Here is a 15,678-nt window from a genome sequence, read left to right on the forward strand (position 1 = left end):
ATTCTTAACAGGAATGGGGATTCCCAGTGCATATCAAGACTCCGTTGGCCGTTGCCATCACCCTGACCCTGGCGATGGGGGCTGCGGCACCGCTGCAGGCCGCCGGGCAGCAGGCGGTAGCCGCTACCGGCGCCGTGGCGGCCGACGCGGTCGACCTGGACCGTATCGAGGTGCGCGCCCAGCTCGAATCGCAGATCCGCGCGGTCGACCTCAAGCGCGGCAGCGACGCCATCGAAGACGCGGTGTCCTCCGATGCCCTGGGCCAGTACCCGGACAAGAACGTGGCCGAATCACTGCAGCGCCTGCCGGGCATCAGCGTGACCCGTGACCAGGGCGAGGGCCGTTTCGTGGTCATCCGTGGCCTGGACGCCAATCTCAACAGCGTCAGCGTGGATGGCATCGCCGTGGGCACGCCGGAGGATTCCAGCCGTGCCGCGCCGCTGGACGTGATCCCGTCCGATTCCACCGAACGCCTTCGCGTGGTGAAGTCGCCGACCCCGGACATGCCCGGTGATGCCATCGGTGGTGCCGTGCTGGTGGAATCGGCCTCGGCCTTCGACCGCGACGGTCGCAGCCTGCGTGGCAAGATCGAGGGCAGTCACCAGCAGCTGTCCGGCGAGACCAGCCCGAAGGCGGCCTTCAACTACAGCGAAGTGTTCAACGACACCTTCGGCGTGGCGCTGGGCGTGAACTACCAGAAGCGCAGGTTCGAGTCGGACAACACCGAAGTGGAGTACGACGGCGAGGACGATGCCGCCCCCGGTGACGTGACCGCGATCAACCTGCAGCACCGCAAGTACGAGATCGAGCGCAAGCGCATCGGCGCCAACCTCAACCTCGACTGGCGGCCGGACGAAGACAGCCGGTACTACCTGCGCACGCTGTACAGCCAGTTCGACGATGCGGAGACCCGCCAGCGTGTGATCTTCAACTTCGACGACGCGAAGATGGTCAAGACCGGCACCGACCAGTACCGCCTGGATGGCATGCCGGAGGATTCGATCGACAAGCGCATGCGCTACCGCACCAAGAAGGAAAACACCTTCGCGGCCAGCCTGGGCGGCGAGAACAAGTTGACCAACGCCGTGGTCGATTACCGGATCGGCTACACCCGTACCGAAGAGCGCGTGAACGACGAGATGGAGGCGCGTTTCAAGCTCAACGGCAAGGCGTTCAACGGCAGCCTGGACCAGAGCAGCCGGCTGCCCAGCTACAGCTTCGACAACCCGCAGTGGCTGGACAACAGCAACTACGCGTTCGACCGCTTCGTGCTTTCGCCCAAGCAGGTGAACGACAAGGAGCACAGCGCGCAGGTCAACGTGCGCTTCGACGGCGACAGCAGCAGCATCAAGTTCGGTCTGCTGGGCCGCTGGCGCGACCGCGACGTGAATGTGGATGAGCGCGAACTGCGCGTCGGCCCGAAGGTGACGCTGGCGGGCTGGACCACCTCCTCGCCCGAACATCGCCACGGCAACTTCGGCGACGGTATGGATTCGGCTGCGATGCGTGCCTTCTGGGCAGCCAACGGCAGCCAGTACAGCGCCCGCCCGCAGGACGTCGGCGGCAATGCGATGACGTCGCTGGAAGAGGATTACGTGGCCAGCGAGGACATCTTCGCCAGCTATGCCATGGGTACCTGGGACGTGGGTGCGCTGCGCATCATCGGCGGCGTGCGCGTGGAGAACACCCGCTTCAAGGCGATCGGCAACCAGGTGGACGTGGCCGCCAACGGCCGCAGCTTCACCGTCACCCCGCGCGTGGCCAACAGCAGCTACACCAACGTGCTGCCGGGCCTGCACCTGCGCTATGACGCGGCTGATGACTGGGTGCTGCGCGCCTCGGCCAACAAGACCGTATCGCGTCCGTCCTTCGGCGACGTCTCGCCGCGCGTGGGTTACAGCCGCGGTGACGAGGAAGTGCGCCTGGGCAACCCGGAACTGGATCCGTACGAGTCGAAGAACATCGACCTGTCGGTGGAGAAGTACATCGGCAGCAGCGGCATCGTTTCGCTGGGCCTGTTCCACAAGTCGATCGATGGCTACATCGTCGGAACCGTGCGCACCAATGATCCGGCCTACGGTGGATTCGATGTGACGCAGCCGATCAATGGTCGCGAGGCCACCGTGCGTGGTGCGGAGTTCAACTGGCAGCAGCAGCTGGCCTTCCTGCCGGACGGCCTGGATGGCCTGCTGGTCGGCGCCAGTGGCACCTGGCTGGATACGAAGTTCGATGCCGGCATCAAGGACCGTGCGGGCGAGGACTTCACCCTGCCACGCGCCTCCAAGCACGTCTACAGCGCGCACATCGGCTATGAGAAGTACGGCTTGAGCACGCGCCTGGCGGCCGTGTACCGCAGCGAGTACCTGGACAGCATCGGCAAGGGCCGCGCGTTCGATATCTACGTTGCGCCGAATACCCAGCTCGATTTCTCGCTTGACTACAGGTTCACCCCGCGCGTGAGCGTGTACTTCGAAGCGCAGAACCTGCTGGACAAGCCGCTGGAGCTGTACCAGGGCACGCGTTCGCGCACCCTGCAGATGGAAGAGTACGGCCGCACCTATGCGCTGGGCCTGAAGGTGGCGCTGTGATGGGGCGTGGCGTCACCGTCCTGGCCGCCGCGCTGGCAGCTACGCTGGTCGCCGGCTGCACGCCGGCCACCGGCACCGATCCGGCTGCGGGAGCGGCCGCGCCGGCCGCCGGAGGCGAGCGCGTGGTGACCACCATCGCCGAAGCCTTCCTGTCACCGATGACCCCAGCCGACAACATCGATTCCCCCGCGGCCTGGCGCGCGCCGGACGGCGCGCTGTGGCTGATCGCCACCGCCAAGGCCACCGACAAGCTGGTGGTCTACGACGGCAGCACCGGACAGCACCTGCGTGACGTCGGCAGCAGCGGCACCGCACCGGGGCAGTTCGACCGCCCAAATGGTATCGCGGTGATCGACGACCTGCTGTGGATCGTGGAGCGCGACAATCACCGCGTGCAGGTACTGCGCCTGCCGGACTTCACGCCGCTGGCGACGTTCGCTGCGGACGACCTGCGCAAGCCTTACGGACTGTGGGTCGACCGTCGTGCCGATGGCTACAGCGTCTACGTCACCGACTCCTGGGACAACGGCGAGGATGCACAGGGGCGTGACCTCCTGCCGCCGCTGGCCGAGCTGGACAAGCGCGTGCGCCAGTATCACGTGACCCGCAATGGTGAGAAGGTCGACGCGAAGCGGGTGGCCAGCATCGGCGATACCACCGAGGCGGGAGCGCTGCGCGTGGTCGAGTCGATCTGGGGCGATCCCGAGAACGACCGCCTGTTGATTGCCGAAGAAGACGAGAGCTACGCCAGCGAGTTCAAGGTCTACACCCTGGCGGGCCGCTTCACCGGCACCACCTTCGGCCGCGACGTGTTCAAGGCGCAGGCCGAAGGCGTGACCCTGCGCACCTGCGGCAAGGATGGCTGGTGGATCACCACCGAACAGGGCAAGCAGCGCAGCGTGTTCCATCTGTTCGACCGGCACACGCTGAAGCCGGTCGGCGCGTTCCAGGGCAATACCGTGGCCAACACCGACGGCATCTGGATGATGCAGCAAGCCAGCAAGCGCTTCCCGCACGGCGCGCTGTATGCCGTACACGACGATCAGGGTGTGGTGGCCTTCGACTGGGAAAGCATCGCCAAGCAACTGGCGCTGCCGCTGGAGTGTGGTGCATGAGCCGGCAGCTCGTGATGCGCACGCTGGCCCTGGGCCTGCTGCTGGCGCTGCCGTCGCTGTCGATCGCGGCGGCCGAACCGAATACCCAGGTGCCGGCAGGTAGCCGCCACTACGCAGCGACGACGGTGCCGGACCGCATCGTCGCCTCGCCGGCGGCCGATTCCAGCCATGGGTTCGCAGTGGCCTGGCGCACCGATGGCAGCGTGCAGGCGCCGCTGCTGGAGATCGCAATGGCCGCAGATTCGCCGGCCATCGAAGGCATCCGCCAGGTTCGTGCGACGACCCGCGCGCTGCAGACCGAGAACGGCCTGTCGCACCACCATCGTGCAGATATCGATGGCCTGCAGCCGGATACCCAGTACGTCTACCGTGTGCAGGGCAACGGCAGTTGGAGTGCATGGAACCAGCTGCGCACGCTGGCTGCCGCCGACCAGCCGCTGACCCTGCTGTACTTCGGCGATACCCAGAACAAGAACGTCAGCCATGTCAGCCGCGTGGTGCGTGCCGCGCAGAAGGCCGCACCGCAGGCACGCATGAGCCTGTTTGCCGGCGACCTGGTCAGCGGCGGCGACAACATGGATGACAGCGAGTGGGGCGAATGGTTTTCCGCCGTCGGCTGGCTGGCGCAGGAAATGCTGGTGGCGCCGGCCATAGGCAATCACGAGTACTTCGAGGAATTCGAGGACACCCCGCAGGAGCGCCGGGTGCTGGGCCGCCACTGGCCGGTCACGTTCGCGTTGCCGGGCAATGGTGCCAGCGCTGCGCAGCAGAGCAGCTACTGGTTCGATGCGCAGGGCGTGCGCGTGGCGGTGGTCGATGGCACTTCGGCACTCGACCTTGGCACGGCCAAGGCACAGGCGCAATGGCTGGACAAGGTGTTGACCGGCAATCCGCAGCCGTGGACCATCGTGTTGCTGCACCAGCCGTTCTACTCGCCGCGCGAAGGGCGCGAGAACGCCGCGCTGCGTGACGTGCTGTTGCCGGTGGTACGCCGCCACAACGTCGATCTGGTGCTGCAGGGCCACGACCACACCTATGGCCGTCGTGGCGAGGGGCAGGCCGCGACGCCGCAGTACGTGGTGACTGTAGCCGGACCGAAGCAGTACCGCCTGTCCGATGAAGCGCGCAGGACGATGAACCCAGTGGCCGAAGACACCCAGTTGTTCCAGGTGTTGAACATCGACCCGCAGCGCCTGCGCTATGAAGCGCGCACCGTGACCGGCCGTCTCTACGATGCCTTCGAACTGCGCCGCGATGCCAAGGGGGGAAAACAGCGCATGGAGCTGACCGAAGGCCGCATCACGCCGCGTGATTGCCCGCGTGCGCAGACCGCCAAGGGTCGCGCCGATCGCTGCTGGGAATGAGGACACGCCGATGACCACGCCCCGTCGCATCCTTCCTCTCGCTGCCATCGGCGCCGCTCTGCTGTTGCTGACCAGTGCGGTGACCGCTGCCGATACCGTGCTGCATCCGTTCCTGGTGGCCCAGCCAAGGGAAGCCCCGCAGGAGGTGAATCTGGCGGTGGAGATTCCCGCCGGCAGCGTGACCAAGTACGAGATCAAGGAAGACGGCCTGGTGCATGTGGACCGCTTCCAGTCGATGCCGGTCGCCTATCCGGCCAACTACGGTTCGATGCCGCGCACGTTGGCTGGCGACAACGATCCGCTGGACGCGCTGGTGCTGACCCGTGAACCCCTGCATCCGGGCGTGATCGTACGCTTCCGGCCGATCGGCTACCTGAAGATGATCGACGGCGGCGAGCACGACGAGAAGATCATCGGCGTGCCGACCGACAAGGTTGACCCGACCTACGCCAACATCCGCGACCTGGCCGATCTGCCGGAGATCGAAAGACAGCGCATCGAAGCGTTCTTCCGGGTCTACAAGGACCTGCCGGCCGGGCGCAACGCGGTGCAGCTCAACGGTTGGGGCAACGCCGCCGAGGCGCGGGCGCTGATCAGCGAAGCGATGAAGCGCTTCGAAAGGTAGATCCGCGCCATGCGTGGATTCAGTCCAGCAACGTCTCGATGAACGATTCGGCCTGCAGGCGGTCGCCCAGTACCCGGGCCACCGCCTGTACGGCTGCGTCCTGGTGTTCAGGGCGGATGCCGCCATCGTCATCGTCGTTGTAAAGGTCATCGCCGGCATCGAGGTACACCGTGCCTGCTGCAGCCAGAGCTGCCATCAGGGTCGGCACGTCGGCAGCCATTTCGTCGGCATCCAGCAGGCCGGCACCGTGATGGCTGAACAGCACACGGCCGTCGTCCAGATCGAGGATGAACGGATCAGCGCTGCGATCGGCAATCACCAGCCAGTTCGAGGGCCAGTCGTTGATCCGTTCGCCGCTGATGCCATGCCATCGATAGCCGGCCTGATGGCTCCACAGGCGTTGCAGCGGCGGTATCCAGACATCAAGGCCGGGAACGGTGATGCCGGCGGTGCCTACCCGGGCATTGATCACTTCGCCCAGCGGCCCGACCTGCGCGTAGAAGCGTGCCAGTACCGGGGGCAGCGGGAACGGGCCCTGCCAGTCGCTCTCGTGCTGGGCATGCAGCAGCCCGAAGCGGGCGAATGAGGCGTGAAGATCATCCATGTCAGAGTCCATCGGGTAGCGGCCGTGCAGCCTAGCAGACGGCGTCTGCGCGCATCGCCTTCACCACCGCTGGCTATCATGTGCGCCTTCCACAACGAAGGCATTGCCTGTGTCGGTAGCGTTGGTATGGTTCCGCCGTGATCTGCGGCTGCAGGACAATCCGGCCCTGCAGGCCGCGCTGGATGCCGGTCACCATGTGGTGCCGGTCTACATCCACGCGCCGCATGAAGAGGGGGAGTGGACGCCGGGTGCCGCCTCCGATGCGTGGCGCCACCGTTCACTTGGTGCCTTGGATGCCGACCTGCGCACGCGCGGCTCGTCGCTGGTGCTGCGCAGTGGTGACAGCCTGCCGGCCCTGCAGTTGCTGATCGAGCAGACCGGCGCCGAGGCGGTGTACTGGAACCGCAAGTACGAGCCGGCCACCCAGCCTCGCGACGCCACCATCAAGCGCACGCTGCGCGAGCAGGGCGTCGACGCGCAGAGCTGCAATGGCAGCCTGTTGTTCGAGCCCTGGGACATCGCCACCCAGCAGGGACAGCCGTACAAGGTGTTCACGCCGTACTGGCGCAACGTGCTCAGTCATTGGCGCCTGCCGACACTGCAGGCCGCACCGCAGGCACTGGCGACGCACGCGGTCGACAGCCTCGCAATTGATGATCTACAGCTTGCACCGACGCTGGATTGGGATACCGGCTTCTGGGAGCACTGGCAGCCGGGCGAAGCCGGTGCGCTGGAGGCGCTGTCGGTGTTCGAGGACGGCGCCTTGCGCGGTTACCGCGAGCAGCGAGACCTGCCCGATCGCGTGGGCACCTCGCGGATGTCGCCGCACCTGCATTTCGGTGAGATCGCACCGTGGCGCATCGCGCATGCGCTGGAAAGACGGCGCAGTGCCGGCACCGATGCCGACATCGACGGCTATCTGCGGCAACTGGGCTGGCGTGATTTCGCCTACCACCTGTTGCATCACTTTCCGAAGACGCCCACGGACAACCTCAATCCGCGTTTTGACCGCTTCCCCTGGGCGGCGCCGACTGCAGCGCAACTGCACGACTGGCAGCGCGGCAACACCGGCGTGCCGATCGTTGATGCCGGACTGCGCGAGCTGAGGCACACCGGCTACATGCATAACCGGGTTCGGATGATCGTGGCCAGTTACCTGTGCAAGCACCTTCGCGCGCACTGGCTGCATGGCGCGCGCTGGTTCTGGGACACCCTGGTCGATGCCGATCTGGCCAACAACACGATGGGCTGGCAATGGGTGGCCGGGACCGGCGCCGATGCCGCGCCGTACTTCCGGGTGTTCAACCCGGTCACCCAGGCCGAGAAGTTCGATCCGCAGGCCCGCTACATCAGCCGCTGGGTGCCCGAGCTGGCGGCGCTGCCGGTGAAGGCGCGGTTTGCGCCGTGGCAGCATCCTCTGCTCCTGGCCGCACACGCGCCTGACTACCCACGCACGCCGATGGTGGACCTGGCAGAGGGCCGCGATGCTGCGCTGGCGGCATACCGCCAGTCGGGGGCGGGGTAAAAGGTGACCCGAGCGATCCGGTCAGTTAGCTGAACGCGGCCCTGTCGGCGCACCGGATCATCATCCCGACATCGCATTCGGCTGTTTATCCTCTCTGCGCCCGCAAGCCGCCGGCCGACCGGAAACCAAGGAGAACCTCATGATCCGCAACACCACCCGCAACGTCGCACTGGCCCTGATGAGTGCGGCCGTCCTGTCGGCCTGCGCCACCGGCGGCTCCTATGTGCAGAGTGACCAGTACGGCAACCCGACCGAACAGCAGAACCGGACCGGCCGCAACGCGCTGATCGGTACCGCCATCGGCGTGGCGGCCGGCCTGCTGACCGGCGACAGTGCTACCGAGCGGCGCCAGCACGCGCTGATCGGTGCCGGTATCGGCGCACTCAGCGGTGCCGCCGTCGGCCAGTACCAGGATCGCCAGGAACGCGCACTGCGCGAGCGCACCGCCAACACCGGCATCGATGTGCAGCGCCAGGGCGACAACATCATGCTGAACCTCCCGGACGGCATTACCTTTGACTTCGGCAAGGCGACCCTGAAGCCGCAGTTCTATGGCTCGCTCAACGGCGTGGCCGGTACGCTGCGTGAGTACAACCAGACCATGATCGAGGTGGTTGGCCACACCGACAGCATCGGCAGCGACGCGGTCAACAACCGCCTGTCGAAGGAACGCGCCGACTCGGTCGCGCAGTACCTGATCGGCCAGGGCGTGCAGAGCGTGCGTATCGAAACGCTGGGCGCCGGCAAGGCGTACCCGATTGCCGACAACAGCACCGATGCCGGCCGCGCCAAGAACCGCCGCGTCGAGATTCGCGTGATTCCGCTCAAGCAATAACGCGTAGCGTTGCTGCTTGAGCCGGTCCGGCCATCGGCCGGAACGAAAATGCCGCCCTTGCAGGCGGCATTTTTGTGGGTGCCGAGCGTTGCTCGGCACGCCGACAGCGCATGCAGAGTCGAGCCGCGCTCGACTCCCTCTGTAAGCCATGCCGACCAAGGTCGGCATCTACCAGGAGATGGATAGGCGCTCTTGCTGCAGGTTACGCCGCCGAAGCGGCCACCTTCTCCAGGATCCGCTTGCCACTGTTCTCCAGCGCGGCATCTTCCTGTGCCTTCTGCTGCTGTGCCAGCTTCGCGCCGGGGCACTGCGCCAGCATGTAGTTGGCATCGAAGTTGAGCTTCTCGACCAGGAAGTCGACAAATGCACGCACCTTCGGCGAGACCAGGCGGCCGCCGGCGAATACGGCATTGAAATCCACTTCCGGGCCGGTCCAGCCGGCCAGCACGCGGCGCACCATGCCCGATTCGACGAACGGCTTGGCCATCACATCACCGGTCAGCAGCAGGCCTTCGCCACAGACCAATGCACCATTCAACGCAGACATGTCGTTGGCGGTCATCAGCGGGGTGACCGGGAAGTCGCGCAGTTCGCCCCCGTTCTCGCCCAGCTGCCAGGTGAAGCGCGGCGAGTTGCCGGTATGGTACGGCTTGCGCATCGCCAGGATGCGATGGAACTGCAGCTCTTCCGGATGCAGCGGTTCGCCATAGCGCTCAATGTAGGCCGGACTGGCGAACACCTGCGTGCGCAGGCTGCCCAGCTTGCGCGCGACCAGATTGGAATCGGGCAGGGCACCCACGCGCAGTGCCAGGTCCGCTTCACCGGCGATCAGGTCCAGCTTCTCGTTGCCCATGTGCATGTCCAGGCGGATCTCTGGATACTGCGCATGGAACTGGCCCAGCAGCGGCGCAATCCAGGTGATGCCGATCGAGTAGGGCACAGTGAAGCGCAGCCAGCCGCGCGGGCCGGACTGCAGCTGGCTCACCGCGCTCTCCGCTTCTTCCAGCTCGCGCGCGATGCGCTGGCAGTGCTCGTGATAGATCGAACCGGCTTCGGTCAGGCCGAGGCGGCGCGTGGTCCGGTGCAGCAGGCGCGCGCCCAGGCGCGTTTCCAGCTCCTGCACTTTGCGGCTGACCGTGGTCTTGGGCAGGCCGAGCGATTTGGCAGCAGCAATGAAGCTGCCTTGCTCGACCACTTTGACGAAGATCAGCGTCTCGTTGAGATCGTGGGACATGGTCGGGGGTCCTGGACGTCGGGGATGGGACAATCGTGACAGAACGATTGGACCGGGTGCGGGATGATTATTCCCCTTAATCAGGACTAATCAAGTAAAGGTTTGAGGTCTATCGTGGCGCCATTCGTTAATTGGAGCCCGTCCGCCATGAGCCTGCGCAACATTCTTGCCCGACTCCGGAACGCCGGCCAGAACACCCTGGACCTGGCGATGACCGTCGAAGCCCGTCCGAGTTCCTTGGTACACAAGGACTTTCGTGAGTTTACCGCGCCCATGCGTCAGCAGCGTGGCGGTGCCATCCGCCTGGTCCCGCACAAGGGCGACCGGCTGCGTCGAATCGGGACTATCCCGGATTTGGGAGGAAATGTCCCGTGAATGGGATACTGACGCCCGAAGTCCTGGTCCTTGGCGGTACCGGTGCCGTCGGCCAGGGCGTGGTCGGCGCGTTGCTGGAAGCCGGCAGCCCGGTGCTGGTGGTTGGCCGCGATCCGGGCCGGCTGGCCGCGCTGCATGAGCAGTTCGCGGATGAGCCCGGACTGGAGACGCTGCTGGGTTCGCTCAGCGATGACGGCTCGGCACGCGCGCTGGCCGAACGCATCGCGCAGCGCCCGCGTCCGTTGGCCGCCGTGATCGCGGCCATGGGTGGCCCCTACCGTCGCGGCCGGGTGATCGACCGCAAGGGCGATGAGCTGCTGGGCGCGATGCAGGCCGACCTGATGCCGCACGTGCACGCCGTGCGCCACCTGCTGCCGCTGCTGCAGGACAACGTGCATGCGCGCCGCTACGTGATGATCGGCAGCCCGGCCAACGCCAAGCCCTGGGCGGGCTACGGCGAGACCTCGATCACCACCGCCGCACTGCGCATGTACGCGCAGGTGGTGCACCAGGAAGCGCAGGCGCTGGGCGTGCGCGCGCAGATGCTGGAAGTCTGCAGCCCGGTGTGTACCCCGGCCAACGCGGCCAATGCCTGCATCGAGTGGCCCAGCTCGCTGCTGGTCGGTCGTCGTGTGGTCTCCCTGCTTGATGGGTGCCGCGACAACCGCGCCATCGTCCGCTGCGACAGCAGCGATGCCGAATTGCCGCGTGGCCTGCTGCACCTGGAAGTTCCTCCGCTGTGGCGCGACACCGCAGGCATCGCTTGACCTCGACCATGGTTGAGGTCGCAGTATTCGCCGCCGATTTTTGCAACACGTTCTCATATCGCTGTACCACCCCTCCGTACGGATGCATGCCATGACTTCCCCCAATACCACCCCACATCGTTTCGGCCATCGCATTGCGATGGCCGGCGTGTCGATCCTCGCCGCGGCCGTGCTTGCAGCCTGCAGCGGCGGCCATGCCGAAGAAGGCGGTGCACCGCCGCCGCCGCAGGTCAGCGCCGCGCCGGTGCTGGTCAAGCAGGTCAGCCAGTGGGACGAGTTCAGTGGCCGCGTCGAAGCGGTGCAGAGCGTTGAACTGCGTCCGCGCGTGTCCGGCTACATCGACAAGGTCAACTACGTTGAAGGCCAGGAAGTGAAGAAGGGCGAAGTGCTCTTCACCATCGACGCGCGCAGTTACCAGGCCGAGTACGATCGGGCAGCCGCCGAACTGGCCCGCGCCCGTACCCAGGCCACGCTGGCCCGCAGCGAGTCCGAGCGCGCCAAGCGGCTGTCCGAGCAGCAGGCGATCTCCACCGAGACCGCCGAGCAGCGCCGTGCGGCTGCCGACCAGTCCGGCGCCGCCGTGCAGGCCGCGCAGGCAGCATTGGATGCCGCCCGCCTCAATCTTGAGTTCACCAAGGTGCGGGCACCGATCGACGGCCGTGCCGGCCGCGCGATGGTCACCGCCGGCAACCTGGTCACCGCCGGCGACAGCGCCAGCGTGCTGACCACGCTGGTCTCGCTGGACACGGTGTTCGTCTACTTCGATGCCGACGAAGGCACCTTCCTGCGCTACGCCCAGATGGCACGCAAGGGTGAGCGCCCGAGCGAGCGTGACAGCGCGCTGCCGGTGAAGGTCGGCCTGTCCGGTGAAGAAGGCTACCCGCACACGGGCAAGGTCGACTTCCTCGACAACCAGGTCGCCCGCAGTACCGGGACCATCCGCGTCCGCGCGCTGCTGGACAACGCCGATCGCCAGTTCACGCCGGGCTTGTTCGCCCGCGTGCAGCTGCTTGGCAGCGGCCAGTTCCAGGCGCTGCTGATCGACGACAAGGCCGTGCTGACCGACCAGGACCGCAAGTACGTGTACGTGGTCGACAAGGATGGCAAGGCCCAGCGCCGTGACATCCAGCTCGGCCGCACCGCCGACGGCCTGCGTATCGTCGAGCACGGCCTGGCCGCCGGTGACAAGGTGATCATCGATGGCGTGCAGAAGGTCTTCATGCCGGGCATGCCGGTGCAGGCCAAGGCGGTGGCGATGCAGCCACAGCCGGCGCCGGCACCGGGCCGCGATGCCACCGCTGCCCTGAAGCACTGATCCGCCGTCTCCTGATCCGCGTTTCCGCTTAGCTGCCGGCGCCAGCGGCAGCCTTCCCTGCCTTCGTCATCCCGGCGAGGGGCGGGGTGGCTGTTGCCCGCCGAATGCCTTTCCCAGGAATTCCTCCATGGACTTTTCCCGCTTCTTCATCGACAGGCCGATCTTCGCGGCGGTGCTGTCGATCGTGATCTTCGCCGCAGGCCTGATCACGATTCCAATCCTGCCGATCAGTGAGTACCCCGAAGTGGTGCCGCCGTCGGTGGTCGTACGCACGGTGTATCCGGGCGCCAACCCCAAGGTCATTGCCGAGACCGTCGCCACGCCGCTTGAAGAGGCCATCAACGGCGTCGAAGGCATGATGTACCTGAAGTCGGTGGCCGGCTCGGACGGCGTGCTGCAGATGACCGTCACCTTCCGCCCGGGCACGGACCCGGACGCAGCGGCGGTGAAGGTGCAGAACCGCGTGGCGCAGGCGCAGGCGCGCCTGCCCGAGGACGTGCGCCGGCAGGGCGTGACTACGCAGAAGCAGTCGCCGACCTTCCTGATGGTGGTGCACCTGACCTCGCCGCAAGGCAAGTACGACACCCTGTACCTGCGCAACTACGCGCGCCTGCACGTCAAGGATGCGCTGGCGCGTATTCCGGGCGTGGGTGACGCGCAGATCTTCGGTGGCGGCGACTACGCCATGCGTGCCTGGCTGGACCCGGACAAGGTGGCCTCGCGCGGCCTGACCGCCAGCGACGTGGTGCGTGCCATGCGCGAGCAGAACGTGCAGGTTTCGGCCGGCCAGCTCGGCGCCGAACCGCTGCCGGACAGCAAGTTCCTGACCCTGATCAATGCCCAGGGCCGTCTGAAGACCGAAAAGGAATTCGGCGACATCGTGCTCAAGAGCGGCACCGATGGCGAGATCGTGCGCCTGTCCGACGTGGCCCGCCTGGAACTGGGTGCGGGCGACTACACCCTGCGCTCGCAGCTGGACGGCAAGAACGCGGTGGGTATCGGTATCTTCCAGTCGCCGGGTGCCAACGCGCTGGAAATCCGCGATCAGGTCATCTCGACGATGGACGAGATGCAGAAGACCATGCCGGCCGATGTGAAGTACGAAGCGGTGTATGACACCACCATCTTCGTGCGCGACTCGATCAAGGCCGTGGTCTCCACGCTGCTGGAAGCGATCGCCCTGGTGGTGCTGGTCGTGATCCTGTTCCTGCAGACCTGGCGTGCGTCGATCATTCCGTTGATCGCGGTGCCGGTGTCGGTGGTGGGTACGTTCGCCGCGCTGTACCTGCTGGGCTTCTCGATCAATACGCTGAGCCTGTTCGGCCTGGTGCTGGCGATCGGCATCGTGGTCGACGACGCGATCGTGGTGGTGGAGAACGTTGAACGCAACATCGAGGAAGGCCTGTCACCCACCGCCGCGGCCCACCAGGCCATGCGCGAAGTGTCCGGCCCGATCGTGGCGATCGCGCTGGTGCTGTGTGCCGTGTTCGTGCCGATGGCCTTCCTGTCCGGTGTCACCGGCCAGTTCTACAAGCAGTTCGCGGTCACCATTGCCATTTCCACGGTGATCTCGGCGATCAATTCGTTGACCCTGTCGCCAGCCCTGGCCGCGCGCCTGCTGAAGGCCCATGGCGCTCCGAAGGACGGCCCGAGCCGCCTGATCGACCGCCTGTTCGGCTGGGTGTTCCGTCCGTTCAACCGCTTCTTCAAGTCCAGCTCGGAGAAGTACGAGCGTGGCGTGGCCCGCATCCTCGGCCGCCGCGGTGCGGTGTTCGTGGTCTACGCGATCCTGCTGGTCGGTACCGGCGTGATCTTCAAGCTGGTACCGCCGGGCTTCATTCCGACCCAGGACAAGCTGTACCTGATCGCCGGTGTGAAGCTGCCGGAAGGTTCGTCGATCGCCCGCACCGATGAAATGCTGCGCAAGGTCGCCAAGATCGCCCAAGAAACCGATGGCGTCGCTCACACCATCTCGTTCCCCGGTCTGAACGCGCTGCAGTTCACCAATACGCCGAACACCGGTGTGGCGTTCATCCCACTCAAGCCGTTCGCCGAGCGCCATGGCCGCACCGCCGCGCAGATCAATGCCGAGATCAACCAGAAGATCGCCGGCCTGCAGGAAGGCTTCGCGTTCGCGATGATGCCGCCGCCGATCCTCGGCCTGGGCAATGGCAATGGCTACCAGATGTTCATCGAGGACCGTGGCAACCTGGGTTACGGCGCGCTGCAGAATGCCGTGCAGGCCATGCAGGGCACCGTTGCGCAGACGCCGGGCATGGCCTTCCCGATTTCCAGCTACCAGGCCAACGTGCCGCAGCTCGATGCCGAGGTCGACCGCGTCAAGGCCAAGGCACAGGGCGTGCAGCTCACCGAGCTGTTCGACACGTTGCAGACCTACCTGGGTTCGGCCTACGTCAACGACTTCAACCAGTTCGGCCGCACCTGGCAGGTGATCGCCCAGGCAGATGGTCCGTACCGCGAGACGGTCGAGGACATCGGCAAGCTGCGTACCCGCAACGACCGCGGCGAGATGGTGCCGATCGGTTCGATGGTCACCATCAAGCAGACCTTCGGCCCGGACCCGGTGCTGCGCTTCAATGGCTATCCGGCAGCGGACCTGGCCGGTGAAGCCGACCCGCGCCTTCTGTCCTCGGCCGAAGCGATGACCAAGCTGACCGAGATCGCCGGCAAGGTGCTGCCGGTGGGCATGACCACCGAATGGACCGACCTGAGCTACCAGCAGGCAACCCAGGGCAAGGCCGCCTTCATCGTGTTCCCGGTGGCGATCATGCTGGCCTTCCTGGTGCTGGCCGCGCTGTACGAGAGCTGGTCGCTGCCGCTGGCGGTGATCCTGATCGTGCCGATGACCCTGCTGTCCGCGTTGTTCGGCGTGTGGCTGACCGGCGGTGACAACAACGTGTTCGTGCAGGTCGGCCTGGTGGTGCTGATGGGCCTGGCGTGCAAGAACGCGATCCTGATCGTCGAATTCGCCAGAGAGCTGGAGATGGGCGGCAAGGGTATCGTTGAAGCCGCGCTGGAAGCCTGCCGCCTGCGCCTGCGCCCGATTGTGATGACCTCCATCGCCTTCATCGCCGGCACGGTGCCGCTGGTGCTGTCTCACGGTGCAGGCGCCGAAGTGCGCTCGGTGACCGGCATCACCGTGTTTGCTGGCATGCTGGGTGTGACGCTGTTCGGCCTGTTCCTCACCCCCGTGTTCTACGTGGCCCTGCGCAAGTTCGTCACCCGCAACGGTGGTGGCCAGCTGGTGCAGCACGGCGAACCGACCATCCATCACTGACAGGGAACGTTGCTGACACTGGCCGCCCGGTCG

The 15,678-nt window shown here is 66.1% G+C and carries 12 protein-coding genes; 10 read left to right on the forward strand and 2 right to left on the reverse strand.

All coding sequences use genetic code 11. From position 1 onward, the window contains the following. Positions 1–74 precede the first annotated feature (74 nt). From ACUDTM_RS00760 to ACUDTM_RS00775, 4 genes are read left to right on the forward strand one after another with little or no spacing between them, the layout of a single operon-like run. The gene (locus ACUDTM_RS00760) at positions 75–2,588 is read left to right on the forward strand and encodes a TonB-dependent receptor (protein ID WP_445391461.1); all 2,514 of its coding nucleotides are present in this window, start codon (positions 75–77) and stop codon (positions 2,586–2,588) included. Then, positions 2,588–3,703 carry a phytase gene (locus ACUDTM_RS00765; RefSeq protein ID WP_445391045.1) on the forward strand — a complete coding sequence of 372 codons (1,116 nt, stop codon included), beginning with the start codon at positions 2,588–2,590 and terminating at the stop codon, positions 3,701–3,703. Before ACUDTM_RS00760 ends, ACUDTM_RS00765 begins: the two co-directional genes overlap by 1 nt. Continuing rightward, positions 3,700–5,067: a metallophosphoesterase gene (locus ACUDTM_RS00770; protein WP_445391046.1), complete on the forward strand. Its 1,368-nt coding sequence runs from the start codon at positions 3,700–3,702 to the stop codon at positions 5,065–5,067. The genes ACUDTM_RS00765 and ACUDTM_RS00770 overlap by 4 nt, the downstream gene beginning before the upstream one ends. Positions 5,068–5,077: 10 nt before the next feature. Beyond that, the gene (locus tag ACUDTM_RS00775) at positions 5,078–5,692 is read left to right on the forward strand and encodes an inorganic diphosphatase (RefSeq protein WP_088497189.1); all 615 of its coding nucleotides are present in this window, start codon (positions 5,078–5,080) and stop codon (positions 5,690–5,692) included. A gap of 19 nt (positions 5,693–5,711) precedes the next feature. On the opposite strand, the gene ACUDTM_RS00780 is transcribed toward ACUDTM_RS00775, so the two are convergent. Next, the gene (locus ACUDTM_RS00780; protein ID WP_053499158.1) at positions 5,712–6,296 is read right to left on the reverse strand and encodes an SMI1/KNR4 family protein; all 585 of its coding nucleotides are present in this window, start codon (positions 6,294–6,296) and stop codon (positions 5,712–5,714) included. Positions 6,297–6,405: 109 nt separating this feature from the next. On the opposite strand from ACUDTM_RS00780, the gene ACUDTM_RS00785 reads away from it, so the two are divergent. Both ACUDTM_RS00785 and ACUDTM_RS00790 read left to right on the forward strand, forming a co-directional pair. Next, the gene (locus ACUDTM_RS00785; RefSeq protein WP_072168318.1) at positions 6,406–7,821 is read left to right on the forward strand and encodes a cryptochrome/photolyase family protein; all 1,416 of its coding nucleotides are present in this window, start codon (positions 6,406–6,408) and stop codon (positions 7,819–7,821) included. A gap of 139 nt (positions 7,822–7,960) precedes the next feature. After that, entirely contained in the window at positions 7,961–8,656 is a 696-nt protein-coding gene (locus ACUDTM_RS00790) for an OmpA family lipoprotein (protein WP_005416156.1), read from the forward strand. 202 nt (positions 8,657–8,858) lie between these two features. Here the strand turns inward: ACUDTM_RS00790 and ACUDTM_RS00795 are convergent, their stop codons facing one another. After that, positions 8,859–9,890, reverse strand: coding sequence for a LysR family transcriptional regulator (locus ACUDTM_RS00795; RefSeq protein WP_061477953.1), 1,032 nt, complete (start codon positions 9,888–9,890; stop codon positions 8,859–8,861). A 147-nt stretch (positions 9,891–10,037) separates the two neighbouring features. Here ACUDTM_RS00795 and ACUDTM_RS00800 point away from each other — a divergent pair, with 147 nt between their 5' ends. The 4 genes from ACUDTM_RS00800 to ACUDTM_RS00815 all read left to right on the forward strand — a co-directional run bounded on the left by ACUDTM_RS00800 (position 10,038) and on the right by ACUDTM_RS00815 (position 15,645). Beyond that, on the forward strand, positions 10,038–10,265 hold the full coding sequence (locus tag ACUDTM_RS00800; RefSeq protein ID WP_049414419.1) for a hypothetical protein: 228 nt from the start codon (positions 10,038–10,040) through the stop codon (positions 10,263–10,265). Then, positions 10,262–11,032, forward strand: a complete 771-nt coding sequence (locus tag ACUDTM_RS00805; protein ID WP_072168317.1) for an SDR family NAD(P)-dependent oxidoreductase — start codon at positions 10,262–10,264, stop codon at positions 11,030–11,032. Before ACUDTM_RS00800 ends, ACUDTM_RS00805 begins: the two co-directional genes overlap by 4 nt. 91 nt (positions 11,033–11,123) lie before the next feature. Then, positions 11,124–12,347 carry an efflux RND transporter periplasmic adaptor subunit gene (locus ACUDTM_RS00810; protein WP_088497191.1) on the forward strand — a complete coding sequence of 408 codons (1,224 nt, stop codon included), beginning with the start codon at positions 11,124–11,126 and terminating at the stop codon, positions 12,345–12,347. 127 nt (positions 12,348–12,474) lie between these two features. Next, the gene (locus ACUDTM_RS00815) at positions 12,475–15,645 is read left to right on the forward strand and encodes an efflux RND transporter permease subunit (RefSeq protein WP_072168316.1); all 3,171 of its coding nucleotides are present in this window, start codon (positions 12,475–12,477) and stop codon (positions 15,643–15,645) included. The last annotated feature ends 33 nt before the right edge of the window (positions 15,646–15,678 follow it).

It is taken from the genome of Stenotrophomonas maltophilia group sp. vghtpe118, assembly GCF_052605195.1.